Origin of the sequence: Testudinibacter aquarius, from assembly GCF_004342725.1 — a bacterium.
Lineage (GTDB): Bacteria > Pseudomonadota > Gammaproteobacteria > Enterobacterales > Pasteurellaceae > Chelonobacter > Chelonobacter aquarius.
Genome location: NZ_SMCP01000005.1, coordinates 1 through 26,750 on the forward strand (window position 1 = coordinate 1; position 26,750 = coordinate 26,750).

Below are 26,750 nucleotides of genomic sequence, written 5' to 3' on the forward strand. Positions count from 1 at the left end.
AACGTAATGAGAAATGGGACGCTACACGCCATTTATCCACAGTATCTGTGGGTTAAAAATGTGTTTCCAAAAAAACAGGAAACACAGTTGCTACCAAGCCTAATCAAATATCTTTGTGAATAATCTAAAAAGCGATACTTTTTGAACGTTGCCTTTAAGCAACGACCCGTAGGGTGAACAAAATCCTTCATGCTTTTGTGAATCAAGAAAGTTGGTCGCCGCAAGGCGAAATAGCCAAGACCAAATACGGGTTATGCCGCCAACAAGACTAAACGAAAGACCAACGGCGCTAAAACCGAGCTGATGATGCCACATAAGACTAACGAAATTGAGCTGTAAATTCCGGCTTGTTTATCAATTTCTAAAGTGCGGGCTGTACCTAGTGCGTGGGAAACTGCGCCGATGGATAAACCGATGGCTTCGGGGTGTTTTAAACCGATTTTTTTCAGTAATAAGTAACCCAAAATCGAGCCTTGCAATCCAGCCAACACCACACCGACCGCAGCCACCGACGGCACACCACCGATGGTTTCTGCCACCGCCATCGCAATTGGCGTGCTGATCGATTTCGGTAAAATTGTCGCCACTATCTCCGCATTACCGCCTAATAACAGCGCCAACAACGCGCCGCTTAACATCGACAAGACTGATGCCGTCAGCGTGATCAGCAAAATGCTGCGCCAACGGCTGCTGATTTGCCGTAACTGCTCATAAAGCGGCAGCGCCAACGCCACAATCGCCGGCCCCAATAAGTTGTTGAGCGGCGCATTGCCCTGTATATATTGATCATAAGGAATATCTGCCAACAGTAAGACCCCAATCAATAATAGAATGGTCAATACAAACGAGTTAAACACAATCGACTTCCAGCGTTTACTGATCCAGATCGCTGCCATAAACGCCAAAATCGTTAACACAGAGTAGAGGTAAACTGCCATCATTTAAATATCTCCTGCTTATGCCTTACTTCATCACGGCTTACTTTATCTCAGCGTCGCTGCTTAATCCGTTTTCTTTCGATTTTACGGCGTAATTTGCGGATACTGTGCCGTTCGAACAGGTAATCTGCCATCAAACCGATCACCACCAGACTCAACATCGTGCTGATGATATTCGGAATCAGCAACTGCTTGGCATTGGCAAGCAACAGATCAGCGTATTTGATGATCCCGACACTGACCGGCACAAACAGCAGCGCCATGTAGCGAATCAGCAGGCTGGAACCAAAGGCGATCCACTCGACTTTAATCAATTGCGAGGTTAAACACAGAAACAGAATCAATAAGCCCCAGATACTGCCCGGCACACCGATTGGAATCAGATATTGTAGGAAAATACCCAGATACAAAATGGCATATAAAATGGCTAGCGAACGCAGCAGATTTATGATGTTTTGTTTCATTTTTACTTGAGATAACGTTTGCGATAACGGAATGATGTGCAATAATTCTCTCTCAAATTGTGATCAATGTCACCGAATTTTGCCTTTTTTGGGCGCAATAGATAAGGTTTTAAAGTGTCGATAACACGTTTTTTCTTTTTGTTTTCATTTCTGTTACTTTTTACGACAGTCGCTTACGCCAAGCCCAATGACGGCAACTCTCGCTCTAAGATTCAATGTCGGGTGATTCACATCAGTGATGGCGACAGTTTTACTTGCCTGAGCGGTAATAATAAACGCATCAAAGTGCGGTTGCTGGGTATCGATGCTCCTGAAAACGGACAACCTTATTCAGCAAAATCCAAACAGTTTCTGGCTGCATTGATTCTACAACAGAACGTAGACCTGCAAATTGAGGGGATTGATAAATTTGCGCGACGTTTAGCACGGGCATATGACGCACAACAGCGTGATATTAATTTACTGATGATAGAAAACGGTTGGGCTTGGGCATACCGTTTTTATAAAAAAGATCCACGCTACCCACAGGCGCAACAACGGGCAAAATGGCAAAGATTGGGCTTGTGGCAGGACAATAATCCGCAAGAACCGTATTTGTGGCGCAAGGCACAGCCTTGAGTTTATAATGTGAGCTCTTTTTTCAATGATGGCAGCGTTATGTTTAGATTAGAATCCGATTTCAACCCGGCGCTATTCCGCCAAGCCTTCCCTTATCTGCAAAGCTCCGCAACCTCAGTTTATCTGGATTCGGCGGCAACAGCATTAAAACCACAGGTGCTGATTGACAGCACACTTGATTTTTATCAAAGTGCGGGGTCGGTGCACCGCAGCCAGTACGATGCCGAGCAGACCGCACTTTACGAACAGGCACGCAATCTGGTCGCTGAGTTGATCAATGCGCCGTCACCAGCGGCTGTCATTTGGACTTCCGGTGCCACGCAAGCGATCAATAGCGTTGCACACGGGTTGGCACATTGGCTCGAGCCCGGCGATGAGATTGTGATCAGCGAAGCCGATCATCACGCCAATTTTGTGACCTGGTCAATGCTGGCACAACAATGTGCGGCAAGGTTGATTATTTTGCCAATCAATGATCAATGGCAGATTGAAAGTGCGGTGTTGCGCCAAGCACTGTCGCCACGCAGTAAGATTGTCGCTTTCAACATGGTTTCCAACGTTACCGGCACCGAACAACCGATTGCCGAGCTGATCAACACTGTACGCCAAAATGCACCACAGGCGTTGATTTTGCTGGATTGTGCGCAGGCGGTTGCCCATCTCAAATTGGATATTCAAGCGCTTGATGCCGATTTTTATGTGTTTTCGGCACACAAACTTTACGGCCCAAACGGCTTGGGCGTGTTGAGCGGCAAGCCTGAGTCGCTGGAAAAACTGACACCGTTGCTATATGGCGGCAAAATGGTGGATCGGGTCAGCAAACAGCAGATTAGCTTTAATCCTCTGCCCTATCGCTTGGAAGCCGGCACGCCGAATATCGCCGCAGTGATTGGTTTTGGCACAGTGCTGAATTGGTTAGGTCAATATGATCTTCAGCAGGCAGAAGCCTATGCGGTGGCGCTTGCCGAACAGACTAAAGTGCGGTTGCAACGCTATGATCACGTGCGCTTATTCAACTCGCCACAACCCAGTTCGATTGTCTGCTTTGTATTTGATGATATTGCCGTTTCTGATTTAAGCACCCTGCTGAGCGAGCAAGGCATTGCGCTGCGGGCTGGCGAACATTGCGCCCAGCCGTATTTAGCTCGGTTAGGACAAAAAAGCACCTTACGCCTTTCTTTTGCCCCTTATAATACATCGGCTGATGTAGAGGCTTTTTTCGCTGCGCTAGACCGCACTTTGACACTTTTAAGAGAATAATATGCAAAATTACTCCGATCTCGTCGAACAATTTAGTAGCTTGCCCAGTTGGGAAGATCGCTATCGGCTGTTGATTCAGCTCGGTAAAAAATTGCCAACAATTGAACACAGCGCACGGGAGCAGATGCCCTTGATTCAAGGCTGTGAAGCAGAAGTGCGGTTTGCGGCAGTGAAGCAAGCCGATGGTTATCACTTTGCCGCCTACAGTGAAGCACGCATTATGAACGGCTTGCTTTATCTGCTGTTGAGTGCGCTGCAACCGCTAAAATTAGAACAAATTCGGCAGCTTGACATCAGCGCTCTGTTGCAACAATGCGGTATTGCACAGCGCTTGAGCAGCACCCGTTTGAACGGTTTAAAACAGATCGAATCGTTGTTACACCACTTGGATTAGGGGCTGTTGCTATTTGTTTATATTTTGAGTTGTCGTTTAAAATGAGCACAATCTAGACGTAAGCCGAAATCAATAGTGGGACTATTGATGAGGGTTGCAACGACGAGTGTGCTCATTTTAAACTCAATCCAAAGGACTATGACACTTTTTCGCCACTACTTTTCGCTACTATTTTTCTCTACTACCGCGGCGTTAAAAGTCGTTCGTTCAGAATGACTAAACCTCACGACTTTTGCCTTATTTATTGGCGAAAAGAGGGGCGAAAAAGCGTCTATAGCTCCAATTATAAACAAATAGCAACAAACCCTTATAAACATGAAAAAAACCATTTTAATCACCGGCTGCTCCAGCGGCATTGGCTATGCAACCGCACTTTACCTTCAGCAGCACGATTGGCAAGTGATCACCAGTTGCCGTAAGGCGGAAGATGTGGCTCGTTTGCAGCAAGAGGGCTTGGAATGTGTGCAACTGGACATCACCGATTTACAACAAATCCAACAGGTTATACAACAGATCAGCGCAAACCGCACTTTAGATGCGATTTTCTGTAATGCCGGATACGGACAAACCGGTGCGGTAGAAGATATCAGCCACAGCGCATTACAACAGCAGTTTGAAACCAATGTGTTCGGCACTTGGGACTGCATTCGCTATGCGATGGCGGTTTTCCGTCAACAAGGTCACGGACGGATTATCGTCAACAGCAGTATTTTAGGCTTTGCCGCCATGCCATGGCGTGGTGCTTATAACAGTAGTAAATTTGCCCTTGAGGGCTTATGCGACACCTTACGTACTGAATTGCGCGGCAGCCGGATTTTTGTCAGCCTGTTACAACCCGGTCCGATCCGCAGCCGCTTTCGCCCGAATGCGTTGGCGAAATTTGAGCAACACATTGATTGGCAAAATAGTGTGCATCGCAACGCCTATCAGCAACAGTTACAGCGTTTAAATGCCAGCGGCAATGCCAATCCGTTTACCCTGCCGGCTGAAGCCTGTGCCCAAGCGGTTTTGCGCTGTCTTGAAAGCAATTCGCCCAAACCACGTTACCGCGTCACTTTCCCGACCAAACTGTATTGGTGGCTGCGTCGTCTGTTGCCGACCCGCACATTTGACTGGATGAATTGGAAAGGCGGCAACCAATAATTCGATACTCTTGGTATTTGACGCTATGATTCCGAACACTATTCGCCTAGAATTTTGCGAGTATTCTCATCCGTTTCAATTTGAATTTTATGCTCGACTTCCACATTCATATTAATGGTAATCCCCTCTTTTGGGGTTTCCAATTGAATTTTCGGCACGCAAGCGACGGTAAAAAATACAGCAAACAGCAGCCCCACGCACTGCTTCGGGTTTAACATAATAATTCCCTTTAATTTCATTGGTTTTGATTATCCTGATTCTGTTTTTGGTAAAGTCGATATTCCAGCTGCTGCTGTAGCTCTGAACCAAAATTAATAGAATCCCACAAATCAAATGCATTCTCTTTATGGTTATAATTCAAGAAGATCGGATTTTGCAGCGCATTGTTGGCTTTAATTTTCGCATTCATCAAACCGGTGCCGTCTGTCAATAGATTCACCTTGATATTCGAATCGTAAACATCCATGGTTTCCATCAAATTGGTCAGAATCCGTTCGGTAATGCCGCCGCCCTGCTCGATTTTACGTATTAATTCATCGCTTAAATGAATGCGCCAATCATTGCCCTGTTCAATCACACCATCGCAAATAATACAGGCCGAATTTTCGATCCAAAACGGCAACTTGGCATTCACTTTACCACGCATTTCTAACTGATTATATTGCATTAACTGCAAAATCTCAGCCAATTCAATGCCATTTAAGCGCAAATAGGCTGGATTATGCTGCGGCAACGAGAATTTGTCCACATTCAGTTCACCGCCTAACAGTCTTAGATGCAGCTGTGTCAATGACAGCGGATATTGACGGCTATAGGGATAATAGCCCTGTAATTGTAGTGACACATCATTTAACCGCACGCCGTTATCCAACTGCGCGATTTTGACCTCAACCGGCTGTTTTACGCCCAATTGGAAATGTTGATCCTGATAGCGGTACGGCAACGAAAAGCTGATACCGCTGATCGCGCCGTTGGGCAGCGAAATACTGCCGTTTTGAATCGCAATGTGCCCCCCGGCAACCAAACCACTCTCCGGTGTAATCGAAAATGCGGTTTGCCCACGAATCGTGCCACGTTGAATCAGCCAGTTCCAGCGCTTTGGAAACAGAGGTTGAAACACATCAGAGGATTGTTGCGGCCAGTAAATGTTACCACGTAACATACCGTCTTGATAACTGGAAAATAAGCGGATCGGCCCCAAACGATCGGCTTTCAACTCGCTTTTTAAATTCAGATCCGAGAAATCTTTTCCGTCGAGTGTCACGCTGATATCCGGCTGCAAAATTTGCCCGCCGTAATCCAAGCGAATATACGGTGTTTTCACCGATAACGCCCCGCTGATTTGCTGCTGTTGATAATCCCACAACAGGTTTTGTGACAAGGACAATTGCAAGGCGCCAACCTGCACTCCCGGCAATGCGAAGCGTTGTAAATCGCCGTCCAACAGCTGAATGTTCAGCAAGCTGTCCTGCCAAAAGCCGCGACCACGCAGATTGACCGCACTTTTCAGACTAGGTATTTTGGCGTTGCCCCAAAAATTCCAGTTCCAACGATTCGTTGCAGAGGTTTCCGACAGCTGGATCACTTCCTGTGCCGAGCGAATATTAAAAATAGAATGAATGCCGGCAATAAATTCATTCGCTCGCCCGTCAAGGCGCAAATCAATTTGTTCAAATTGTCGGGTTTTGCCCTTCAAAATCGCTTGCAACCGCCCTTTGATTCCATACTGCCCGACCACCACGCCTGCCAGAGGCAAACGCAGCTCTTCGATATCGATGTATTCAGTATTGCCGGTCATACGCAACAACGAGCCGCTTAAAAAACGCAACAACGGTCGGTATAACTCCCCTTCAAGCCGCATCGGCAGATTGGTATAAAAGATACTGTCGAAGGATTTCACTTCGCCATTGACTTGCAGCGGAATATCCAACGATTGTCGATCAATTTTGCCGTCTAATCCTTGAATCACAACCTGCCCTTTGCCTTTGTCACCGCTGGTCAGCAGCGACAACCGAAAATTGATATTCAGCGGGAAACTGTTCCAAAAAGCGCGGTTTTGAGCCGTTGGCTGTAGCTCTAAATCAAGGAAGCCATTGAGCGGTTGCGGCAGCTGTTTTGCCCAATTGAAACGGGCTTTACTGATGTGCAGTCGTCCGTTTTTAATATCGAACGGCAGCGCCAGCAGTTGATGTTGCTCCTGATCAACCACTTCATACAGCTGCAACTGTGCTTGCTGCTGCTTCCAGTTTAACGTTATGCCGCCCTGCGGAATAATCACGTCCGGCGAACGCCAGTGATAATCCAGATCAGCGCTGAGTGGTAGCTGCTCGACGCTGTCTGCCAAATCAGCAGTTAATGTCACTTGATGGTGTTGTTGTTCATCAGGCTGATAAACCAACAGTGCGGTTAATGTTTTATCAACTAAAATGCCATCCACATTTGCCAATGTATAAGCTTGCCCGTCTTGATATTCGCTTGCGCTCAATTGCAGACGCAGTTGATCATCTTGTCGCACCGCCTTAAGTCGAGTGCTGGCTGCAAGCAACCGTTGCAGCTGTGGATTGTGCTCGGCTTGGCTATTTTGCCACTCAACATCGGCAATTTCCACTTCGCCCAGTGGCAATAAGGCAAACAGGCGTGTGAGGGTGAAAGGCGGCCGCTCGGTTGTTGTCGCTTTTTGTGCGACCATCTGTTGCAAACAGCTATAGTCCAACCGCACTTGCTCAGAGAACAGTCTACGCTGTTGCCAAATAAACCGAATTGGCGTGGTTTCTGTCAGTTGACAGCCGTGTTTTAAACTGGTCAGTTGAATCTCCGGCAAGGTGACCGCTTGCCGATCAATTCTCAGGGGTTGATTCAGTTGAATTTGAAAATCCGGGGCAAGAAAATAGTTTGCCGTTTTTTGAATGCCGTTGCCAAACAACAACCAAGCAACCGTTGCCGCCAGCAACAGTAGTAAGGCGCAGCAGGCAATCAGACACTTTTTCCACATAACCAATGTTCACTCACAGTTAATTTTAGCGCGGTAAATAGGCCGACATCAGCAGCAACGGCAAACACAGGGTCAGCAACAGCAAGAGCGATAGCCAACGCAAATCCAGCATTTTTTGTTTTAAAATCAGCCAGAACAATAGGATGCCCAGCACTAAATGCAAGGCAAAATACCCGGCAAAGGCACTGCTGCTGATGGTCGGCAGCAGCAAATTAACATGCAACGCCAATAAAATACCAACACTGTAAATTGCGTTGAGTAACAACGTTAACAGCATCAAGCGCGGCAATAACGCCAGAAAGCCTTGCAAACGGTTGCGTGATAAGCGCAGTTGCCAGTTCGCCACAATCAACCCCAGCAGCAGTTGGCTGAACGGACTGTAAATTAACCCATCTTGCAACGGTAAATTCAGCAAAATCGCCACATAACAAAACATGCCCAATATACCGCAAACCGTACCAAACAACAGAATTCCGCGCTGCAAGCGAATATCCTCTTTTGGTTGCTGCCATACCGTGATCAAAAGCAGTAGTGCAGCACCGATCAACAGCGCCAATGGAATATAGCGTTTTGCTGCCATCGTACCAAGCAGCAATAAGCCAGCCCAATAAAGTGCCAACCACAAATTGACCTTAACCAAGCGAAAACGCTGCCCGTTGCAAATTTCTCCTTGCGTAAAAACCACTTGGATAATCAATTGGCAACTGAGCACGGCAAAGGAAAATATCGCAACAAAGCTCAACAAATGCTGTTGCAGATAAAAAAGTGCGGTCTCGCTGGCGAGCAACACCATCACCGGCAGCAGCGCTAAAAACACAATCCGTGATTTGTTGTCGGTTTGATCTGACATAAAATACCCAACATGATAGAATAAATCGAAATTATTGATAATACGGCATTATAATGCCATATTGCTTATTCTGTTAACCATTCAGGAGTGAATTATGCGAATTTTACATACTATGCTACGTGTCGGCGATTTGGATCGCTCAATCAAATTTTACACCGAAGCATTGGGCATGCGAGTGCTGCGTAAAAGCGAAAATACTGAATATCGCTATACGTTGGCATTTTTGGGTTACGATGATGAAGACAAAAGTGCGGTGTTGGAGCTGACCTATAATTGGGGTGTCACTGAATACGAATTAGGCACGGCCTATGGTCATATTGCTATCGGCACCGACGATATTTATGCCACCTGCGAAAAAGTGCGGTCTGCCGGCGGGAAGGTGACCCGTGAACCCGGTCCGGTCAAAGGCGGCACCACGGTGATTGCCTTTGTCGAAGATCCGGACGGTTACAAAGTTGAATTCATTGAAAATAAAAGTGCCAAAGCCGGTTTAGGCAATTAATTCTCTTAATTTATTCTTTCTTTGCCGGTGTGAATTCACACCGGTTTGATATTCCCGATACAGGATTTCTTTTGTGAGCACAACAGCCCAAGCCACTCCCCAATCTACCACTAAACAAACTGCTACTGAAACCGACTTTAATCTATTGAAAAATCGTTTTCGGCAATATTTTCCGGTGATTATCGATATCGAAACCGCCGGATTTAACCCTAAAACCGATGCTCTACTGGAAATTGCAGCCGTGACCTTAAAAATGGATCACAAGGGACTGTTGCAGCCGGATGAGAAATGCCATTTTCATGTTGAGCCGTTTCAAGGGGCAAACATCAACCCAGACTCACTCAAATTTAACGGCATTGATATTGAAAGCCCGTTGCGCGGCGCAGTCAGTGAAGAACATGCCTTGAGTGAAATCTTTAAGATGGTGCGCCGCACCCAAAAAGCCGCTGACTGCAAACGCTCAATTATTGTGGCGCACAATGCCGCCTTCGATCACGGCTTTCTGATGGCAGCGGCTGAGCGTTGCCAGTTGAAACGTAACCCATTCCATCCGTTCGGCACCTTTGATACCGCTACCCTCAGCGCTTTTATGTTCGGTAATAACGTATTAATCAAAGCCTGCCAAGCAGCGAATATTGCGTTTGACGCCAAACAAGCCCATTCTGCTTTATATGACACTGAAAAAACCGCAGAATTATTCTGTTTTATGGTGAATCGTTTAAAACAACTGGATGGATTTCGCTTATTTAATCTCGAAAACCAATAAATTGCAGAAATTGATTTCAGTTTGCTTTAGAATTTGATTTTGTTTTACTGTGTTATTTATATTTTTTAATTAAGGAACCAACCGTTATGTTACTCACCAACAATGTGGTGTTGTCGATTATTCTGTTATTGGCACTGAGCCTGATGCGGATTAATGTGGTCATCGCCCTGATTATTTCCGCACTGGCTGCCGGTTTGCTTGGCAGCATGGACATTCAAACTACCGTAGCCACCTTCACCAACGGTTTAGGCGGTGGTGCTTCGGTCGCAATGAACTATGCTATTTTGGGTGCTTTTGCCGTGGCAATTTCCCGTTCCGGTTTGACTGATCTGCTTGCGGTGCAGGTGATCAAAAAACTGGGTAAACAACCTAGTGAAAAGGCGTTGTTTTGGTTTAAATATTTAGTGCTACTGCTGTTGACCCTGTTTGCTGTCGCCTCACAAAACATCCTGCCGGTACACATTGCATTTATCCCTATTGTGGTGCCGCCGTTGTTGGACATCATGAACCGTCTGAAACTGGATCGCCGTGCCGTCGCCTGTGTGTTGACGTTCGGTTTAACTGCAACCTATATGATTTTGCCGGTCGGTTTCGGTAAGATTTTTATTGATAATATTCTAGTTACCAAAATTAATGAAGCCGGCGCAGCGTTAGGCTTGCACACCACGGCTGCTCAAGTTTCTGCTTCGATGCTGATTCCGGTGTTGGGTATGATTCTAGGCTTGCTGGTTGCGGTGTTCTACACCTATCGCAAACCACGCGAATATCTGGTTGCAACGCCTGAACCAACTGCAGACGATATAGAACGTCGTGTCAGCCGCATCAGTAACTTTCATGTGGCAGTGAGTCTTTTAGCCATTGTGCTCACTTTCGGTTTGCAGCTCTATACCGATTCGATTATTGTCGGCGGTTTGGTTGGCTTAATTATTTTCGCCTTAGGGGGCATTTTCAAATTAAAAGAGAGCAATGATCTGTTCCAGCAAGGCTTGAAATTGATGGCGATGATTGGCTTCGTGATGATCGCCGCTTCCGGTTTCGCCAATGTGATTCAAGAAACTCACGGCGTTGCGGCGTTGGTGCAAACCTTCAGCGAAACCATCGGCAGTGACAATAAAGGCTGGGCAGCATTGATTATGTTATTGATCGGCTTGTTTATCACCATGGGAATAGGTTCTTCTTTCTCCACCGTGCCGATTATTGCTGCTATTTATGTGCCGATTTGCATCAGTTTAGGTTTCTCTGAAATGGCGACTGTCTCGCTGGTTGCCGTATCCGCCGCCTTAGGTGACGCCGGCTCCCCGGCTTCCGACTCAACGTTGGGGCCGACATCCGGTTTGAATATTGACGGCAAACATGACCACATCTGGGATTCAGTCGTGCCAACCTTTATCCACTTTAATATTCCCTTGGTTATTTTCGGCTGGATTGCTGCAATGGTGCTGTGATAACAACGCTCCCAAAAAACGAAGGCTGTTTTAACACTAAAACAGCCTTCATCATCAATCACTGAATGACATGAGCCCAGTCGAATATAAAACCTCTACTTTGGAGTTGTGTTAGGTTAGGGGTATTTACACGTTAGATATATTAAAAGACCTTTATAATAAAAATAAAATACCGTGTAAATAAAGAAGTAATATGAACAATAGATTAATAGATACAGCAAGTTATGGATTAGCATTTTTTTCTCTTGAAAAATTGTCAGATTTCCTTGCTTTAAAAAAAGTTAAAACTAAAAATGTATTAAGTTAGAAAAAGGCATATGGATTCCAATACTCCCTATTGATTCTATTGAATATGAAATAAAAATTGGTAATAAAAATGAATCATTTAGTGATAATTGGTAACAAAAATTCGCTTATTCTGATTTTAATTTAGATGTTTCAGATAATAATTTTTGGGTTATAGATATTGGACGATTATTGGAGTTTGATAAAAATGAATTTTTAAGTCAAAATGTTATTTCATACAACACATTAGACGGAGAAATTATTAATGCAGGATTTCTGTTTGAGGTTAATTCTGGTAAATATAAATTATCCGTAACTGGTTATGAAAGAAAGGAAGAAGCGGAATACCCGCAAAGTAATTATGGATATTTATTTACACTTGAAAAAGTTGATTCATTCAAAACATATAATGACCCCAGAGAAGACGATAAGTACAATTTTAATCTTTCAGAATAAAATGAAATAAAAGGTAATGTTCCAGATGTATTGTTAATAAAATAAGATATTGAAAAAACGCAGGATTGGGTAGCTGCCGTAATGCTATTAACACCGGGTGGTAAAAAAGGTAAAGGGAACAATAATAATCATATTGCTGAACCAAACAATAAGCCAAAGGCAGAGAATAATAGTAACAAAAAAGCTGATGGTGAAGATGGGAATACTACAAAACCAAGAAGTCATGCACCGGAAAGTAATACTAAGAAAGGAAGTGATGGTAGTGCTTATGCAGAAGGTGGTGATGCTCCGATAAAACCGAAGAAAACAAAATTAGAAGCTGGTACACCAGAACATAAAGCTCAAAGATGGAAATAGTATGAAGAGCGAATGAAAGATAATCCTAAAAAATATTCGTATGAGAAATGGAGTAAGCGGTATGATACAAATATGAAAAATGTTTCATATGAACTATCTCGTGAGCAAGCTTATAGAGACCAGCTTGGTGGGAAAAGTGAAACGGTAAAAAACCCTCATACTAATAGACAGTTAGAAGAAAAATTTGAAAATTTTATTTTTAATATTGATGATTATTTAGAGAATTTTATCGAAAAAGCTCATCAAAAAGGGGATGATTTAGATTTTTCTATTGATAGTTTGCAAACTCTTAAAAAATATTTAATCAGTGAAAAAGTAGATAAAAATAGTACTGATGTAAATGATGCAGCTGCATATTTCGGTGAAGTTGTAAGAATGAACTATGGAGGGCAGTGGATATGTAATCTTGATAAAGAAAACAATTCTCTATATTATGGACTTCCTGTCATTACAGGATTGGGAAAGGTAAAAGATGTTTTATTATCACCTTTTACAAGTGTAAAATCATTATTATTACGTCCAAGAGAAAATCATTTTAAAACTATTATTGATAATCATATTTCTCCTAAATTATTAGATTTGGACGATATACCGACTGAAAAATAAAGCATATGGAATTTATAAATTTAAAATACGATTTGAAAAAATCTGTTGAACAAGCAGAAGAGTATGCCATTATTAATCTACAAAATAATGTGGAATTTTCACCATACATTTCATTAGGAGAAAAGAAAATTCAAAAAATAATTGCTGATAGCGTTGACGAAGCCATTGAAATAGCCCAAGAAGAAATTGAAAACTTGGATGAAGAGACTGTAGTTTTTGTTTATAAAGATACGATACAGCTTACTGACGAAACTTTTGATGCTATCATTACTCAATTATTTAATGAAGATGAAGAATGTGGTTACTCATATGGATTAGTTTATAAAATTGAGAATAGCAAAATAAGTTTCTTGAATAAACATATTTTCTTAGGAAACATCAGAAATTGTTTAGTATTTTAATTTCTACCGCTTTTGGGCGGTTTTTATTTTTATGGCACAGGATTTAAACGCATAGACGGGCTACCAACTGGCTAAAGGCAAAAATATTTGAGGAGGTTACTCTTCAAGTAGATAAATTCATTAATTTTAGTAACTTAAATAAATATGAAAATGATTAACTGAAGAAAGATAGATAAAATTTCAGAACTAGAAGTTAAGAATACAGAAGATAAGCTTGGTATAAAGTTGCCACAAGATTTATATACATTAATATTGAGTTATAATCATGGTAGACCAGACAAGTTCTTATTTGATACAAAAACCTCAAAAGAACATGTTTTGGGAACTTTATAAATGGAAAGAACAAATAAATTAATCAATTCAACTCTTAAAATTGCAGTAAAAAATATTGGTTCTAATATTGAATGGAATTCAATGATGCTGAATGCGTTTGTTATAAATAAAAATGGTTGAAATTACTGCGTTTTACATCACAGAAGAAAAACATAATTATTTTAACCCTAAAAATCAAGGGCAGGTTACTCGTGATGAGGATTTAACATTTTTATTTAAAGATTTAAGGGAAGAAATGTATTCTATGTCTTCTGACAAAGGTGCATGGTTTACTGCATATTTTACAGTTCAAAATAATGGACAATTTCAAACTCATTTTGAATATGGGGAAAAGCCAGAGTTTACTTATGCGCCAAGCAAAGAAAAATATATCGACGACTTAAATAAGTTTCCACGAGAAGAATCATTAATTCCGCAATGGCTAAAAGATATTGTAAACTCTTAAAACCCTAACCGTTCCCCGGCGATTTTTATTTTAACGGAACAGAATTTGGTTATAAAAAATAGTGACAAAAGATAAAGCAATAAATATTGTTGTATATACACTGGAAAAATCGTTCGAACTTTTCCAAAATAATTCAACTTGGCAGCCGATAGTTTCAGTAAGAAATCAGTTAAAATATATTCTTGAGGCACTTAGAAATGAGAATGATAGATTTAAGCTAGATAAAATAAATATTGGTCTATATGCAGTCAGAGAATTTGAAAATGACTATAATGATTTTGCAGATATGCTACACGAAGTGTCAGGAATTTGTAGACTAATGATAAAAGGCAAACTGTAATGAAATAATTGGGGTAAGAAATACCCCAATTTTAATGAACGATTTATATGCAAATGATGTTATTAGCAAAGAAAAAGTTCGCCCTGCTCTTCTCATGTTAACTTAACGCATTTCTAATTCAATATCGGCGAATAATTTTTGAATCGCATGATTATTTGGCAATCGCTCCGCCTGTTCAACCATTGGGCGGGTCAGGTGATCCGAAAAATAATTGATAAAGTCATACATATAATGGCGTAAAAAAGAGCCGCGTTTAAAGGCTATTTGCGTGCTGCTCGGTTTAAACAGATGTGAGGCATCAATCGCCACCAAATCAGTATCTTCCTGAGTATGCGCCATCGATGCCATAATGCCGACACCTAATCCCAAGCGTACATAGGTTTTGATCACATCGGCGTCGGTTGCCGTGAATACGATATTCGGCAAAATGCCGCTGCTGCTGAACGCTTGTGACAGATCGGAAGCGCCGGTGAAGCCGAAAGTATAGGTCACCAACGGATATTTGCCCAACTCTTCAATCGTCACATTGTTACAATTGACCAACGGGTGATTGCGTTTCACTATCACTGAACGGTTCCAATTGTAGCAAGGCAGCAGAACCACACCTTCAAACAGGTATTGTGCTTCGGTGGTAATCGCCAAATCCACTTCTCCCGACAGCAACGCATCATAGATTTGTGTCGGTGAGCCTTGGTGAATTTGCAGGCTGACATCCGGATAACGGCTTAAAAATCGATCAACCACTTTGGGCAATACATAACGTGCCTGAGTATTGGTGGTGGCAATCCGCAACACTCCGTGATCAGGACGGGTATATTCATCGGCAATCGCTTTAATGCTTTGGGTTTTTGCCAGCAACTCGCGTGCAATCGCAATAATTTTACTTCCTTCGGCGGTAATGCTTTTAATATGTTTACCATTACGTTCAAAAATTTCTAATCCAAGCTCTTGCTCCAATAACCGCACTTGCTTACTGATGCCCGGCTGTGAAGTATACAGTGCTTCGGCTGCATCGGTAATATTCAAATTTTGGTTGGCGATCTCAACGATATAGCGTAGTTGCTGAATTTTCATCCGCTGTTCCTTTCTTGATTTTAGCGATCATGCCGTTGACGGCGGCTTGAAGGTTGTCCTGAAAAACGTTTAACCGCTTTACGAATCTTGGCGGTTTTCATGCGACGACGTTGAGTGTGCTGCTCGATTTTGCTCTCCGTTTCTGGCGGCAAACCGACCAGATCACGCAAATAGTTAACATCTGTCAATGCCATCTCTTGCCAGCCGCCACGCGGCAATTGTTTTGACAAACTGATGTTGCCGTAGCGAATACGAATCAAACGACTGACCTGAATCCCTTGCGACTCCCATAAGCGGCGAACTTCGCGGTTACGCCCTTCAGTAAGAGTGACATCAAACCATTGGTTAATCCCCTGACCGCCACCATTTTTAATGCTTTTAAACAGTGCCGGGCCATCTTCCAGTTGCACTCCTTTGCGTAAACGGAATAACATCGCATCATTGACTTCGCCAAACACACGCACCGAATATTCCCGTTCAATCTCTCGGCTTGGGTGCATCAAACGATTTGCCAGTTCACCATCAGTAGTAAACAGCATCAAACCGGAGGTATTGATATCCAAGCGCCCGACGGCAATCCAACGAGAACCATTTAAGCGTGGTAAACGGTCAAAAACCGTTGCCCGCCCTTCCGGGTCATGCCGGGTGCACAGCTCACCTTCCGGTTTGTAATACATCAACACACGGCAAACTTGCTTTTGCACTGTAGCTAGATTGATCAAATGACCGTCAATCCGAATTTTGGTATCACTCCGCAGTTCAACCCGGTCGCCTAATGTTGCCAGTTCACCATTCACACTGACACGGTTTTCAGCGATGATCGTTTCAATTTCACGCCGCGATCCCTGCCCGGCGCGTGCCAGAATTTTTTGCAGCTTTTCACCGACTACTTTGGATTTCGTTGCGGCATTACTCGGCTTAGTATCGGTTTTAGGCTTAACATTAGGCTTAATATCGCTTTTAGGCTTTGCAGCACTTTTCGGATGTTGTAAATGCTTAGGTTTTGCTTGCGGTTTTGTCGTTGCGGAGCTGGCTTTACGCGCTGTGCGTTTCGCATCAACACCCTTGACATGTGTTGCCGTTTTGCTTTTGTTGATTGGTTTCATCTATTCCTCTGTGTCACCCTCACGGGTGTCAATTATTGCTCATTCAAACGGGATTACCGAACCGTTGCCGACTCGGATAACTTGTGGTGTATCTTCGGTCAAATCGACCACCGTGGTCGGTTTTTGCCCTAAATAACCGCCGTTAATAATTAAATCTACCTGTTTTTCCAGTTGATCACGAATCGCTTCCGGATCGTATTGGGTCTCGACTTCGCCCGGCAAAATCAATGAACAGGATAAAATCGGTTCGCCTAACTCCGACAATAAACTCAAGGCGATTTTATTATCCGGCACGCGGATACCGATGGTTTTACGTTTTGATGTCATCAAGCGACGTGGCACTTCTTTGGTTGCGCTCAAAATAAAAGTGTAATGCCCCGGCGTATTGTTTTTAATCAAGCGATACGCCACATTGCTGACGATCGAATAATTGGATAGCTCGGATAAATCACTACAAACCAGCGTAAAATTATGCCCTTCTGCTAACTGGCGGATCTCGACAATGCGATCCATTGCATGTTTTTCGCCGATCATACAACCTAGCGCATAGCCGGAATCGGTCGGATACACAATAACACCGCCACGGCGTAAAATTTCAACCGCTTGCTTGATCAATCTCGGCTGTGGATTATCGGGGTGGATATAAAAAAACTGACTCATCGACTTCTCTCTATCTTATGCCTAACGGCAATTTCTTGGCGGATTATACGCTATATAACTAAAAATAATAAGTGGTTTTCCGTTTTGAACAGCAGCAATAGTGACACTAAACCGCACTTTGCATGAAAAGCAACGCAAAATCAGGCGCTTGCCAAACGGGCTTGGCAATTGTCGGCAACCAGAGATTTTTGCCCAATTCAATCCAACCACACGGATAGTGAAAATCCGATCCTGCTGATGCCAACAGCCCCAGTTCGTCCACCCATTTTGCCAAATTGTGCCGTTGATCCGGCGATTGTCCGCTGTGCGCCACTTCCACCGCATCACCACCCCATTGTTGAAAATCGCTCAATAAACGCAACAACCATTTGCGTGTCAATGGATAACGCAGCGGATGTGCGCAAACTGACACGCCACCGGCTTGATGAATCACACGATTCGCCGTTTCAATATCGCACCATTGTGCGCTCACATAGCCCGGTTTGCCTTGGCCGAGATAGCGCTTGAACGCTTGAGTCTCATTTTTGACCTGACCGATTTGCACTAAATAACGGGCGTAATGCGCGCGCGTGACCTCCCCGCCAGCAAGAGATTTAGCGCCGGCATAAGCCTGTTCAATACCGCACTTTTCCAATTTTGCACCGATTTCCTCTGCTCTTTTCTGACGAAGTTCTGCCTGCTGTGCTAAAAGTGCGGTCATCGCCGGATGTTGGTGGTCAAAACCTAAGCCAACAATATGAATTCCACGATTTTGCCACAAGGTCGAAATTTCCACGCCGTTAATCAGTGTTATCTTATGCTGTTGTGCTGCAAGTCGAGCCTCATCTAAGCCGTCAACCGTGTCATGATCAGTCAATGCCAATAGTTGAATGCCATTCTCTGCAGCTCTGGCAACCACATCTGTCGGTGTCAACACACCGTCGGATCGGTTACTGTGACAATGCAAATCAATCGAACAGGGAGGGGTTAAATTTTCTGGCTGCATGATATTTTCTCATTATTTTTCTCAGTACCGATATGACAAAAAACGATTGCCGGCATGATAAGTTTATAGGATCTGTTGTTCTTTATTTATAGATTTAATGGTAGGTAACCGATTGAAGTTAAGCAGATTGTTGCTGAAAAATAGCCAGTGACGTCTCCAATGGTAAGACTTGCAAGCGGTTATTAAAGATTCGCAGCGGTTGCCCAAATTGTCGTTGCAGCCCCGCTAAATTCAACGCTGGGTCTAACAGCAAACAGTCAGCGACTTGCTCATCACAATTCAGTAACAGCAAGTTAATCGGCTGCCCGGTTTGTTTAACCACAGTTTGTACGATTGAGGGGATTGGTGTGCTGTTATCATCGAGCGCCAAAGCCGTCGCAGCAAACTCAAAAAACCAACTCTTTGCTTGGCTCGGCAATAAAAACTGACGAGCTCCCGTTGCGCTATAAGCGATAAACTCGTGCTGCTCCGGGTCAATCAGGTTGCTGTATTCCAACAGCTCAATCACTTGATTATAAAACAGAAAATCTTCTGCCTCACAATCATTACGACCCAATGCGCTATAATTTAGTACCTCGCATTTTAAGGCAGTCGGTATTTTTCGTCGGGTCGTTTCCGAACAAAGCATCAGGTAATCCTGCACTTTGTCATACTCCCAATAAAAAAAACCATTCATTTGCATTATTGCTACCGCCTAATTCACTGCTGCTTATTTAACTGTGGCTATATTCTATCGCTATCCTACCTGTTTTCTTTTTATACGGCTACTTTTTTATCCGCTTATTTATCCGCTTGTTGCCCGTCAAACCGCACTTTTCGGTTCCAGTAATACTAAAAATTCAGCTACAGTAAAAAACGAGCCAAAAATCAACAGCAATTCATCTGCCTGCATATTGCACAGTGCTGTTTTGACCGCGGCGGTAACACTCGCTGAGGTGATTGCCGTTTGCCGTTGTTGCGGCGTCAACACCTCAGCGACCGCACTTTGCAACTGTTCAGCGCTCTGCCCACGATAACCGTTAAGATCAGCAAAGTACCACTGCTCAATAGCAGTCGCCAATGGCTCCACCACCTGCACGGCGTCTTTATCTTTTAACATTGCAAAAACCGTAGTAACTTTGCGTTTGTGTTGCGTATTCAGTTGTTGTAGTTTCTGCGCCAAATAACGTGCTGCATGCGGGTTGTGCCCGACATCCACAATCACCTGTGGCAAATCCGCTAGCGCAAGCTGCCATTGTTCTGCCAACGGTTGTAAGCGCTGGGCTGAAATCGTTTGAAAACGCCCGCTTAATTCGACTTGCATCAAGGTGTTAACAATATTCTCGACACTGATTTGAAACGGCAAACAGCAACACACCGCTAATGCCGTTGCAGCATTGGCAAGCGGAATGTGCGGCATCGGCAACTGCTGCCAAAGTGCGGTCTGTTGTTTGTATCGTTGGCTTTGCCACTGCCATGTTTCACCCTGTTCACAGTATGACCAATCTTTATCACGGCAAAACAGCTCACAACCCATTTCAGCCGCATATTGTACGACTGAATCAGGAAGATTGGCTTCGCCGATCACTGCCCTTTTTCCGGCTCGGAAAATTCCGGCTTTTTCATAACCGATTTTTTCGCGGTTATCGCCCAAATAATCCACATGGTCAATATCAATTGAGGTGATCACACTGATGTCGCTGTCAACAATATTGGTAGCATCCAAACGTCCGCCTAGCCCGACTTCCAAAATGACCACATCTAAAGCAGCTTGTTTGAATAGATATAGTGCCGATAAGGTGCTGAATTCAAAGTAACTCAACGATTCAGTTCGGCTTTGATCCAAAAAATAAAACGATGCGCTGTGTGCGGAATCCGGCAGTTCTTGATTCTGGATTCTAACCCGCTCGTTATAGCGCAATAAGTGCGGTGAGGAATACACACCAACACGCAAACCTGCATTCAACAACAGCATTTCGAGCAGACGACAGGTTGTCCCTTTGCCATTGGTGCCGCCGACGGTGATCACAAACGGCGCCGGGCACAGCAAATCCAGCTGTTCGGCAACCCGTTTGACCCGTCCCAGCCCCATGTCAATCACTTTGCTATGGCTCTGTTCAATATAACAAAGCCACTTCTCCAATGAAGAGGTGGCTTGTAGAGATGATTTCATCATGGATTAATTTTGCGTTTCGGTTGGCACGTCCTGCTCCACCAATTCCGCTTCTTTGAACGGTGAAGGCTGGCCACAGAGTTTAGATAAAATACTGGCGAGCGTGTTGCGCATCTCCAAACGGTTGACAATCATGTCGATCGCCCCTTTTTCGATCAAAAACTCACTGCGCTGGAAACCTTCCGGCAATTTTTCGCGCACAGTCTGCTCAATCACTCGTGGACCGGCAAAACCGATCAGCGCTTTCGGCTCAGCAATATTGATGTCGCCCAGCATCGCAAAACTGGCGGAAACCCCACCCATGGTTGGATCAGTCAACACTGAAATATACGGCACACCCGCTTCTTTCATCTTCGCCAACACCGCACTGGTTTTTGCCATCTGCATTAGGGAGAACAGCGCTTCCTGCATCCGCGCGCCGCCACTGGCAGAAAAACAGATTAACGGCCAGCCGTTAGCCAAAGCAGTTTCCGCCGCTTTGACAAATTTGCCGCCGACTACGGAGCCCATTGACCCGCCCATAAAATTAAAGTTAAAGGCCGCAACCACCACCGGCAAATCATAGATTTTACCTTGCATCACAATTAACGCATCTTTTTCGCCGGTCTGTTTTTGCGCAGCACTAATCCGATCTTTATAGCGTTTTAAATCCTTGAATTTCAAGATATCTTCCGGCTCAATTTCTGCCGCCAATTCTTGAGCACTGTTTTCATCCAATAATTGCAGTAAACGCGTTCTCGGATCAATTCGCATATGATGACCGCACTTTGGACAAACTTCCAAATTGCGAACCACTTCATCACGATATAAAACTTGCTCACAAGAAGTACATTTAGTCCAAATTCCTTCCGGAACATTGGCTTTCTGGCTACTGCTGTTTACTGAAGTTTTACTAAAAATTCTTTCAATCCAACTCATTTGTTAACCTTTAATAATGATTTATCGGAGGGTTCAATGCGAGGTATTACACCACATTTATCACTTTTTTTATACATTTTTCCAAATTTAACCACATCAGTCCGCTAAAAAAAGCGGTCCGAGCGACGTTTGCGGCAGTGCAAAGCGTGGCGGATAAATCGCCTGCACCAAATACAAGCCTTCGGCTTTCGCTGTTGCCGCCGCTAAAGTGCGGTCTTTTTGTTGCTGCAACCAAGCAATCCATTCTGGCGGTTGATTGCCGTTGCCAACCTCGATCAAGCTGCCGACAATATTTCTAACCATATGATGCACAAACGCATTCGCTTGAATATCCACCATCACAAATTGCCCTAGGCGACTGACATTCAAATGCTGCACATGACGCCACGGTGAATGCGACTGGCATTGCGCTGCGCGGAATGAACTGAAGTCTAATTCACCCAATAATGCCTGTCCGGCTTGGTGCATTTTTTGCTCATCCAGCGGTTGGTGATAGTGAGTTAAGCCGTTGGCTAAAATTGCCGGGCGCAACACATTGTTATAAATCAGATAACGATAGCGACGCGCCGTCGCACTAAAACGGGCATGAAAATCGTCATCAACCGGGGTTGCCCACTTGACTTTCACATCATCCGGCAAATTAGCATTCACGCCCAGTGTCCAAGCCTGCGGCTGGCGAATGGCAGTGGTTTCAAAATGTACCACCTGACCCGTGGCATGCACCCCGGAATCTGTCCTACCGGCGCAAAAAACCGAAACCAAATGGGCGGCAACTTGACTCAGCGCCGTTTCCAATGTTTGTTGCACGCTTTTAACTGCTTGTTGGCGTTGCCAACCGAAATAGCGACTGCCGTCATATTCAATCCCCAATGCAATTTTCATGTTTGCCTCGCCATTCTTTGACTGCCATTTTTGCCTGTTTAGATATGAAAAAACACCAAACAATCCAAGATTGCTGGTGTTTTTCAGATCACACGTTAAAAATTATACGCGTTTGAAGTCCAAGTGTGCCAATTTCGGTTTGAACGGGTGACGTTGTACCGCTTGGATTTTCACTGCAACTTCTTTGCCTTCGATCACTAACGTGATGACATCACTGTAGAAATTATCGTGGGCTTGGGCGTTGTTTAATTCATCGTGGTTTAATGTGATAGAAACCGGCGCTTCGTTACCACCGTAAACGATCGCAGGAATTAAACCAGCATGACGCAGACGGCGGCTCGCACCCGTACCTTGCGCTTGACGAACTTCAGCATTAAATTTGTACATATTAACTTTCTCTTTTGCTATGAAACGCTATCACGTTTCTCAATATTAAGGATTGCAGGCGACCCAACAATCCCGACAAGTATGGCTTAAGCCGCTTGCAGCGAACTCAAGGGCGGTTATTCTAGTTAATTTTCTCTCACAACGCAAATAAAAACCGCACTTTATCGCCTATTTTCTCTATTTGGGATCAACCACTCAAGTTTCTGTTGTCAATCTCTTTTTTATGATGGTAATTATCACTAAAAAAAGGCACAATAACGTCGGTATGCAATGTTATTTCGATGAAAAACCTTCATCTTTTCGCTAACTAGAACAATGGATTAACCGTGCAATTTTTTATTGATTTCTTTACTAATTACGGCTATTTCGCCGTATTTTTCGTTTTGTTGTTGTGTGGAATGGGAGTGCCGATTCCGGAAGATATTACGCTGGTGTCCGGTGGGATTATTTCCGGCTTAGGCTATGCCAATCCGCATTGGATGGTGGTGGTTGGAATGATCGGCGTACTGTTCGGCGACTGTTTGATGTATATGTTGGGACGGTTTTACGGGGTAAAAATCCTGCGTTTTCGTCTGATCAAACGCTTTATCACCTTCAAACGGCTGAAAATGGTTAAAGATAAATTTGACCGCTACGGCAATCGGCTGCTATTTTTTGCCCGTTTCCTACCCGGTTTGCGAACGCCGGTTTATATTATTTCCGGCGTCACTCGCCGTGTGGGTTTCATCCGTTTTTTACTGATTGATTTCTTTGCAGCGATTATCTCAGTACCGTTTTGGGTTTATTTGGGGCATCACGGCGCAGAGAATATCGACTGGATTAAAGCTCAGATGCGTCATGGTCAAATGGGGATTTATCTCATTTTGGCAGCCGTTGTTATTTTTGTCGGTTTCACCTATTGGAAACGCAAACGTAAACAACGCGAAGAACAAAATTTATAATTCAATTCAAAAAATAGCTGTATCTGTATCCAAACAAAAAGTGCGGTTGAAAATAAAATTCAACCGCACTTTTTTATTTTTAATTTACAATATGATTTCAATTACAACGCAGAGACGTTCAAGGTTGAGCCGCCAACGATGCGAACTCGAGCGCCAGGCACTAGAGTTGAGTCATATTTCTGCACCACCACGATTTCTTTGCCGTCATCTTTGCGAATCACTAATTCCAACGAATCTACTTTACTGGCTTTTTGTTCTACCGTGCTGCCGAGAACAGCCCCGGCGACCGCGCCGACTGCGGTCGCAATCGCTTGCCCTGAACCACCACCGACGGTTGAGCCTAAAATACCACCGATTGCACCACCACCGACTGTACCGATTACACCTTGATTCGGTGCTTGAATATCGACCTGACGGCTGGAAACGATAGTGCCGTAGCTGATTGAACGCGCTTCTTTCGCTTGGTCACCGGTATAAACATTACCGCTATAAATATCTTTGTTGGCACAGCCGACTACAGCCAGTCCCATCATTGCCGTTAACGCTAACATCGATTTTTTCATAAGTTTTTCCTTAAATTACATTGGAGTGATGATCACCGTTCTTGCTTGACCACATCCCGGATATGGTAGGGGTGTAGCTTAATACAAGTACGGTTTTCTGTGTTGTTAGTAAATGTTATTGCCATTGAGAGGTTACAACACTTCTCGCCGACGACTTTAGGTTCGCCGACTTTGACTGTTAAAAAGGGCTTTTCGTTCAAACAAAATTGCTTATTTAGACGTTCAAGCCACTCGCTTGGCGATTCTTTAGCCAAAAAAGGCACCACGACTTCGATATGTTCCCATCCTTGCTGTGGATAGATCTTATTTTTCGGCAGCGGCAATTCAATCACCGACACTGATTGTTCGGCAAAAACCAGCGGTTGCGACAACGCCACTAAATAAATTGGTCGTCCGTTTACCTGATTATCACTCAGTAGTTGACCGCACTTTAGGAATGACGCCAGCCAGAGTTCGCCCTGCTGCTGCGTATTCACCCGTACCGCCAGATGGTCAATCAACCAGGTTTGCCGCTCTAACCCAATCGCATCAGCTAATTGTATAATATTTTGCTGAAAAATAGCCAGTGTACGACCAAGTGCGGTTTCCAGTTGCAACAGTGGATGGGCATTTGTTAAATTTGGCATTTTTAAAGACTCCGTCTTTCCTCAATCCCGATAAAACGGTATTATAGCGACCAATTTATTAATCTAAAAGGCTACAATTTCTGTGAATATTCAACACATTCTATCGCAAAAAATTAAACAGGCAATGATCGCTGCCGGTGCAGAACCACAATGCGATGCGCTCGTGCGTCAATCCGGCAAAGCGCAATTCGGTGATTATCAGGCAAACGGCGTTATGGCGGCTGCTAAAAAACGGGGAATAAATCCGCGCGAATTGGCACAAAAAACCATTGAAAATCTAGAATTAGGTGATTTATTGGAAAAAGCGGAAGTTGCCGGGCCGGGATTTATCAATCTATTTCTTAAAAATACCTGGTTAGCACAACAAAGCCAACAGTTGCTACAGCAGCAAACCCTGGTAGAAAAAGTCACACAACCACAAACTATCGTTGCCGACTATTCCGCGCCAAATGTCGCCAAACAGATGCACGTCGGACACTTGCGTTCGACCATTATCGGTGATGCGGTGGTGCGGGTTTTGCAATATTTAGGACATAATGTCATTCGTGCCAACCATGTCGGTGATTGGGGCACCCAGTTCGGAATGCTGATTGCTTATCTGGAAAAAATGGAAAATGAACATGCCGACGATTTGGCACTCAGCGATTTGGAAGCATTTTACCGTGCTGCCAAACAATGTTATGACAATGATGCCGAATTTGCTGAGAAGTCCCGTGCCTATGTGGTGAAGCTGCAAGGTGGCGATCACTATTGCCTGGCGATGTGGCGCAAATTGGTGGATATCACCATGCAGCAAAATCAACAAACCTATGACCGTTTGAATGTCACCTTAAGCAATGACGATGTGATGGGCGAAAGTCTATACAATCCGATGCTGCCGGCGATTGTTGCCGATTTGAAAAATAAAGGTCTTGCGGTGGAAGATCAAAGTGCGGTCGTGGTCTTTTTGGATGAATTCAAAAACAAAGACGGCGAGCCAATGGGCGTAATTATCCAAAAAAGTGATGGCGGTTTTCTGTACACTACCACCGATATTGCAGCAGCAAAATATCGGCATGAAGTGCTGCATGCGGATCGTGCGCTGTATTTCACCGACAGCCGTCAAAGCCAGCATTTACAGCAAGCGTGGACGATTGTGCGCAAAGCCGGCTATATTCCCGACAGCATGTCACTGGAGCATTTCAATTTCGGCATGATGTTGGGCAAAGACAACAAACCGTTTAAAACCCGCTCCGGTGATACCGTGAAACTGACCGATTTGTTAGACGAAGCGATTGAACGTGCGGAACAACTGATTAGCACCAAGAATCCAAGTCTCAGCGAACAAGAGTTGCAACAAGTGGTGGAGGCCGTAGCGATTGGTGCGGTCAAATATGCGGATCTCTCCAAAAATCGCACCACAGATTATGTGTTTGATTGGGATAATATGCTTAGTTTTGAAGGCAACACCGCACCTTATATGCAATATGCCTATACCCGCATTCATTCCATTTTCAGTCGCAGCCAAATCGATAGTGCAACATTGCAGGGCACGATTTGCTTAAACGAAGAGAAAGAACGGGCGCTTGCGATTAAGTTGTTGCAGTTTGAAGAAGCGGTGCAAACAGTTGCAAGAGAAGGCACACCACATATACTCTGTGCTTATTTATATGAACTGGCGGGTATTTTTTCCGGTTTCTATGAGAGTTGCCCGATTTTGAATAGCGAAGACGAGGCAATTAAAAACAGCCGTTTACAACTGGCTGCTTTAACCCAAAACACACTACGTCAAGGCTTAGATCTATTGGGCATTAAAACCGTTAGCAAAATGTAATCTTAAGTATCATCAGACACTAAAAAAGTAGAAGATCAATACTGCTCT

At 44.1% G+C, this 26,750-nt stretch carries 32 protein-coding genes; 16 read left to right on the plus strand and 16 right to left on the minus strand.

Annotated elements, in window-relative coordinates; translation table 11 throughout:
* Positions 1-251: 251 nt before the first annotated feature.
* Positions 252-941: a CidB/LrgB family autolysis modulator gene (locus EDC16_RS06015; RefSeq protein ID WP_416069088.1), complete on the minus strand. Its 690-nt coding sequence runs from the start codon at positions 939-941 to the stop codon at positions 252-254.
* Between the two features lie 47 nt (positions 942-988).
* Positions 989-1,402, minus strand: a complete 414-nt coding sequence (locus tag EDC16_RS06020) for a CidA/LrgA family protein (RefSeq protein WP_132966438.1) — start codon at positions 1,400-1,402, stop codon at positions 989-991.
* 114 nt (positions 1,403-1,516) lie between these two features.
* On the opposite strand from EDC16_RS06020, the gene EDC16_RS06025 reads away from it, so the two are divergent.
* From EDC16_RS06025 to EDC16_RS06040, 4 genes are all read left to right on the plus strand, one after another.
* Positions 1,517-2,020 (plus strand): thermonuclease family protein, encoded by a 504-nt coding sequence (locus tag EDC16_RS06025; RefSeq protein ID WP_132966441.1) that lies wholly within the window; start codon positions 1,517-1,519, stop codon positions 2,018-2,020.
* 39 nt (positions 2,021-2,059) lie between these two features.
* Entirely contained in the window at positions 2,060-3,280 is a 1,221-nt protein-coding gene (locus EDC16_RS06030; protein ID WP_132966443.1) for a cysteine desulfurase, read from the plus strand.
* Position 3,281: 1 nt separating this feature from the next.
* Complete coding sequence (locus EDC16_RS06035) at positions 3,282-3,674, plus strand: SufE family protein (protein ID WP_132966445.1); 393 nt, start codon at positions 3,282-3,284, stop codon at positions 3,672-3,674.
* A 315-nt stretch (positions 3,675-3,989) separates the two neighbouring features.
* Positions 3,990-4,817 carry an SDR family NAD(P)-dependent oxidoreductase gene (locus EDC16_RS06040; RefSeq protein WP_132966447.1) on the plus strand — a complete coding sequence of 276 codons (828 nt, stop codon included), beginning with the start codon at positions 3,990-3,992 and terminating at the stop codon, positions 4,815-4,817.
* 38 nt (positions 4,818-4,855) lie between these two features.
* Here the strand turns inward: EDC16_RS06040 and EDC16_RS06045 are convergent, their stop codons facing one another.
* From EDC16_RS06045 to EDC16_RS06055, 3 genes are read right to left on the minus strand one after another with little or no spacing between them, the layout of a single operon-like run.
* Positions 4,856-5,035 carry a YnbE family lipoprotein gene (locus EDC16_RS06045; RefSeq protein ID WP_132966449.1) on the minus strand — a complete coding sequence of 60 codons (180 nt, stop codon included), beginning with the start codon at positions 5,033-5,035 and terminating at the stop codon, positions 4,856-4,858.
* A 17-nt stretch (positions 5,036-5,052) separates the two neighbouring features.
* Positions 5,053-7,809, minus strand: coding sequence for a YdbH family protein (locus tag EDC16_RS06050; protein WP_132966451.1), 2,757 nt, complete (start codon positions 7,807-7,809; stop codon positions 5,053-5,055).
* Between the two features lie 25 nt (positions 7,810-7,834).
* Positions 7,835-8,659 carry a hypothetical protein gene (locus tag EDC16_RS06055; RefSeq protein ID WP_132966453.1) on the minus strand — a complete coding sequence of 275 codons (825 nt, stop codon included), beginning with the start codon at positions 8,657-8,659 and terminating at the stop codon, positions 7,835-7,837.
* A gap of 94 nt (positions 8,660-8,753) precedes the next feature.
* Here EDC16_RS06055 and gloA point away from each other — a divergent pair, with 94 nt between their 5' ends.
* From gloA to EDC16_RS06100, 10 genes are all read left to right on the plus strand, one after another.
* Positions 8,754-9,161 (plus strand): lactoylglutathione lyase, encoded by a 408-nt coding sequence (gene gloA, locus EDC16_RS06060; protein ID WP_132966455.1) that lies wholly within the window; start codon positions 8,754-8,756, stop codon positions 9,159-9,161.
* A 145-nt stretch (positions 9,162-9,306) separates the two neighbouring features.
* The gene (gene rnt / locus EDC16_RS06065) at positions 9,307-9,927 is read left to right on the plus strand and encodes a ribonuclease T (protein WP_416069091.1); all 621 of its coding nucleotides are present in this window, start codon (positions 9,307-9,309) and stop codon (positions 9,925-9,927) included.
* An 86-nt stretch (positions 9,928-10,013) separates the two neighbouring features.
* Positions 10,014-11,372 (plus strand): Na+/H+ antiporter family protein, encoded by a 1,359-nt coding sequence (locus EDC16_RS06070; RefSeq protein WP_132966459.1) that lies wholly within the window; start codon positions 10,014-10,016, stop codon positions 11,370-11,372.
* 477 nt (positions 11,373-11,849) lie between these two features.
* A complete protein-coding gene (locus EDC16_RS06075; protein WP_132966461.1) occupies positions 11,850-12,113 on the plus strand; it encodes a hypothetical protein in 264 nt (87 codons plus the stop codon).
* A gap of 81 nt (positions 12,114-12,194) precedes the next feature.
* Positions 12,195-12,470, plus strand: coding sequence for a hypothetical protein (locus EDC16_RS06080; RefSeq protein WP_132966463.1), 276 nt, complete (start codon positions 12,195-12,197; stop codon positions 12,468-12,470).
* Positions 12,471-12,482: 12 nt separating this feature from the next.
* Positions 12,483-13,076 carry a hypothetical protein gene (locus EDC16_RS06085; RefSeq protein WP_132966465.1) on the plus strand — a complete coding sequence of 198 codons (594 nt, stop codon included), beginning with the start codon at positions 12,483-12,485 and terminating at the stop codon, positions 13,074-13,076.
* Between the two features lie 5 nt (positions 13,077-13,081).
* Positions 13,082-13,477 (plus strand): hypothetical protein, encoded by a 396-nt coding sequence (locus EDC16_RS06090; RefSeq protein ID WP_132966467.1) that lies wholly within the window; start codon positions 13,082-13,084, stop codon positions 13,475-13,477.
* A gap of 177 nt (positions 13,478-13,654) precedes the next feature.
* The gene (locus EDC16_RS12920; RefSeq protein ID WP_368656014.1) at positions 13,655-13,810 is read left to right on the plus strand and encodes an SMI1/KNR4 family protein; all 156 of its coding nucleotides are present in this window, start codon (positions 13,655-13,657) and stop codon (positions 13,808-13,810) included.
* A gap of 112 nt (positions 13,811-13,922) precedes the next feature.
* Positions 13,923-14,255 carry a hypothetical protein gene (locus EDC16_RS06095; RefSeq protein WP_132966469.1) on the plus strand — a complete coding sequence of 111 codons (333 nt, stop codon included), beginning with the start codon at positions 13,923-13,925 and terminating at the stop codon, positions 14,253-14,255.
* Between the two features lie 61 nt (positions 14,256-14,316).
* Positions 14,317-14,595: an immunity protein Tsi6 family protein gene (locus tag EDC16_RS06100; RefSeq protein ID WP_132966471.1), complete on the plus strand. Its 279-nt coding sequence runs from the start codon at positions 14,317-14,319 to the stop codon at positions 14,593-14,595.
* A gap of 102 nt (positions 14,596-14,697) precedes the next feature.
* Here the strand turns inward: EDC16_RS06100 and cysB are convergent, their stop codons facing one another.
* The 9 genes from cysB to rplY form a co-directional block, all read right to left on the minus strand.
* The gene (cysB, locus tag EDC16_RS06105) at positions 14,698-15,669 is read right to left on the minus strand and encodes an HTH-type transcriptional regulator CysB (protein WP_132966473.1); all 972 of its coding nucleotides are present in this window, start codon (positions 15,667-15,669) and stop codon (positions 14,698-14,700) included.
* Positions 15,670-15,689: 20 nt separating this feature from the next.
* Positions 15,690-16,775, minus strand: a complete 1,086-nt coding sequence (rluB, locus tag EDC16_RS06110) for a 23S rRNA pseudouridine(2605) synthase RluB (protein WP_165894201.1) — start codon at positions 16,773-16,775, stop codon at positions 15,690-15,692.
* Between the two features lie 39 nt (positions 16,776-16,814).
* A complete protein-coding gene (locus EDC16_RS06115) occupies positions 16,815-17,435 on the minus strand; it encodes an L-threonylcarbamoyladenylate synthase (protein ID WP_132966475.1) in 621 nt (206 codons plus the stop codon).
* A 106-nt stretch (positions 17,436-17,541) separates the two neighbouring features.
* Complete coding sequence (gene rnm, locus EDC16_RS06120) at positions 17,542-18,420, minus strand: RNase RNM (RefSeq protein WP_132966477.1); 879 nt, start codon at positions 18,418-18,420, stop codon at positions 17,542-17,544.
* A 118-nt stretch (positions 18,421-18,538) separates the two neighbouring features.
* The gene (locus EDC16_RS06125) at positions 18,539-19,096 is read right to left on the minus strand and encodes a cell division protein ZapC domain-containing protein (RefSeq protein ID WP_157330527.1); all 558 of its coding nucleotides are present in this window, start codon (positions 19,094-19,096) and stop codon (positions 18,539-18,541) included.
* A gap of 126 nt (positions 19,097-19,222) precedes the next feature.
* Positions 19,223-20,575 carry a bifunctional tetrahydrofolate synthase/dihydrofolate synthase gene (gene folC, locus EDC16_RS06130; protein ID WP_132966481.1) on the minus strand — a complete coding sequence of 451 codons (1,353 nt, stop codon included), beginning with the start codon at positions 20,573-20,575 and terminating at the stop codon, positions 19,223-19,225.
* 3 nt (positions 20,576-20,578) lie between these two features.
* Entirely contained in the window at positions 20,579-21,490 is a 912-nt protein-coding gene (gene accD / locus EDC16_RS06135) for an acetyl-CoA carboxylase, carboxyltransferase subunit beta (protein WP_132966483.1), read from the minus strand.
* A 96-nt stretch (positions 21,491-21,586) separates the two neighbouring features.
* Positions 21,587-22,372: a tRNA pseudouridine(38-40) synthase TruA gene (truA, locus tag EDC16_RS06140; protein WP_132966485.1), complete on the minus strand. Its 786-nt coding sequence runs from the start codon at positions 22,370-22,372 to the stop codon at positions 21,587-21,589.
* Positions 22,373-22,474: 102 nt separating this feature from the next.
* Positions 22,475-22,759, minus strand: a complete 285-nt coding sequence (gene rplY / locus EDC16_RS06145) for a 50S ribosomal protein L25 (RefSeq protein WP_132966487.1) — start codon at positions 22,757-22,759, stop codon at positions 22,475-22,477.
* A 326-nt stretch (positions 22,760-23,085) separates the two neighbouring features.
* Here rplY and EDC16_RS06150 point away from each other — a divergent pair, with 326 nt between their 5' ends.
* The gene (locus EDC16_RS06150) at positions 23,086-23,700 is read left to right on the plus strand and encodes a DedA family protein (RefSeq protein ID WP_132966489.1); all 615 of its coding nucleotides are present in this window, start codon (positions 23,086-23,088) and stop codon (positions 23,698-23,700) included.
* Between the two features lie 101 nt (positions 23,701-23,801).
* On the opposite strand, the gene EDC16_RS06155 is transcribed toward EDC16_RS06150, so the two are convergent.
* Positions 23,802-24,263, minus strand: coding sequence for an outer membrane lipoprotein (locus EDC16_RS06155; protein ID WP_132966491.1), 462 nt, complete (start codon positions 24,261-24,263; stop codon positions 23,802-23,804).
* Positions 24,264-24,295: 32 nt separating this feature from the next.
* On the minus strand, positions 24,296-24,889 hold the full coding sequence (locus EDC16_RS06160; RefSeq protein ID WP_132966493.1) for a VOC family protein: 594 nt from the start codon (positions 24,887-24,889) through the stop codon (positions 24,296-24,298).
* An 82-nt stretch (positions 24,890-24,971) separates the two neighbouring features.
* On the opposite strand from EDC16_RS06160, the gene argS reads away from it, so the two are divergent.
* Complete coding sequence (argS, locus tag EDC16_RS06165; protein ID WP_132966495.1) at positions 24,972-26,702, plus strand: arginine--tRNA ligase; 1,731 nt, start codon at positions 24,972-24,974, stop codon at positions 26,700-26,702.
* Positions 26,703-26,750: the final 48 nt, after the last annotated feature.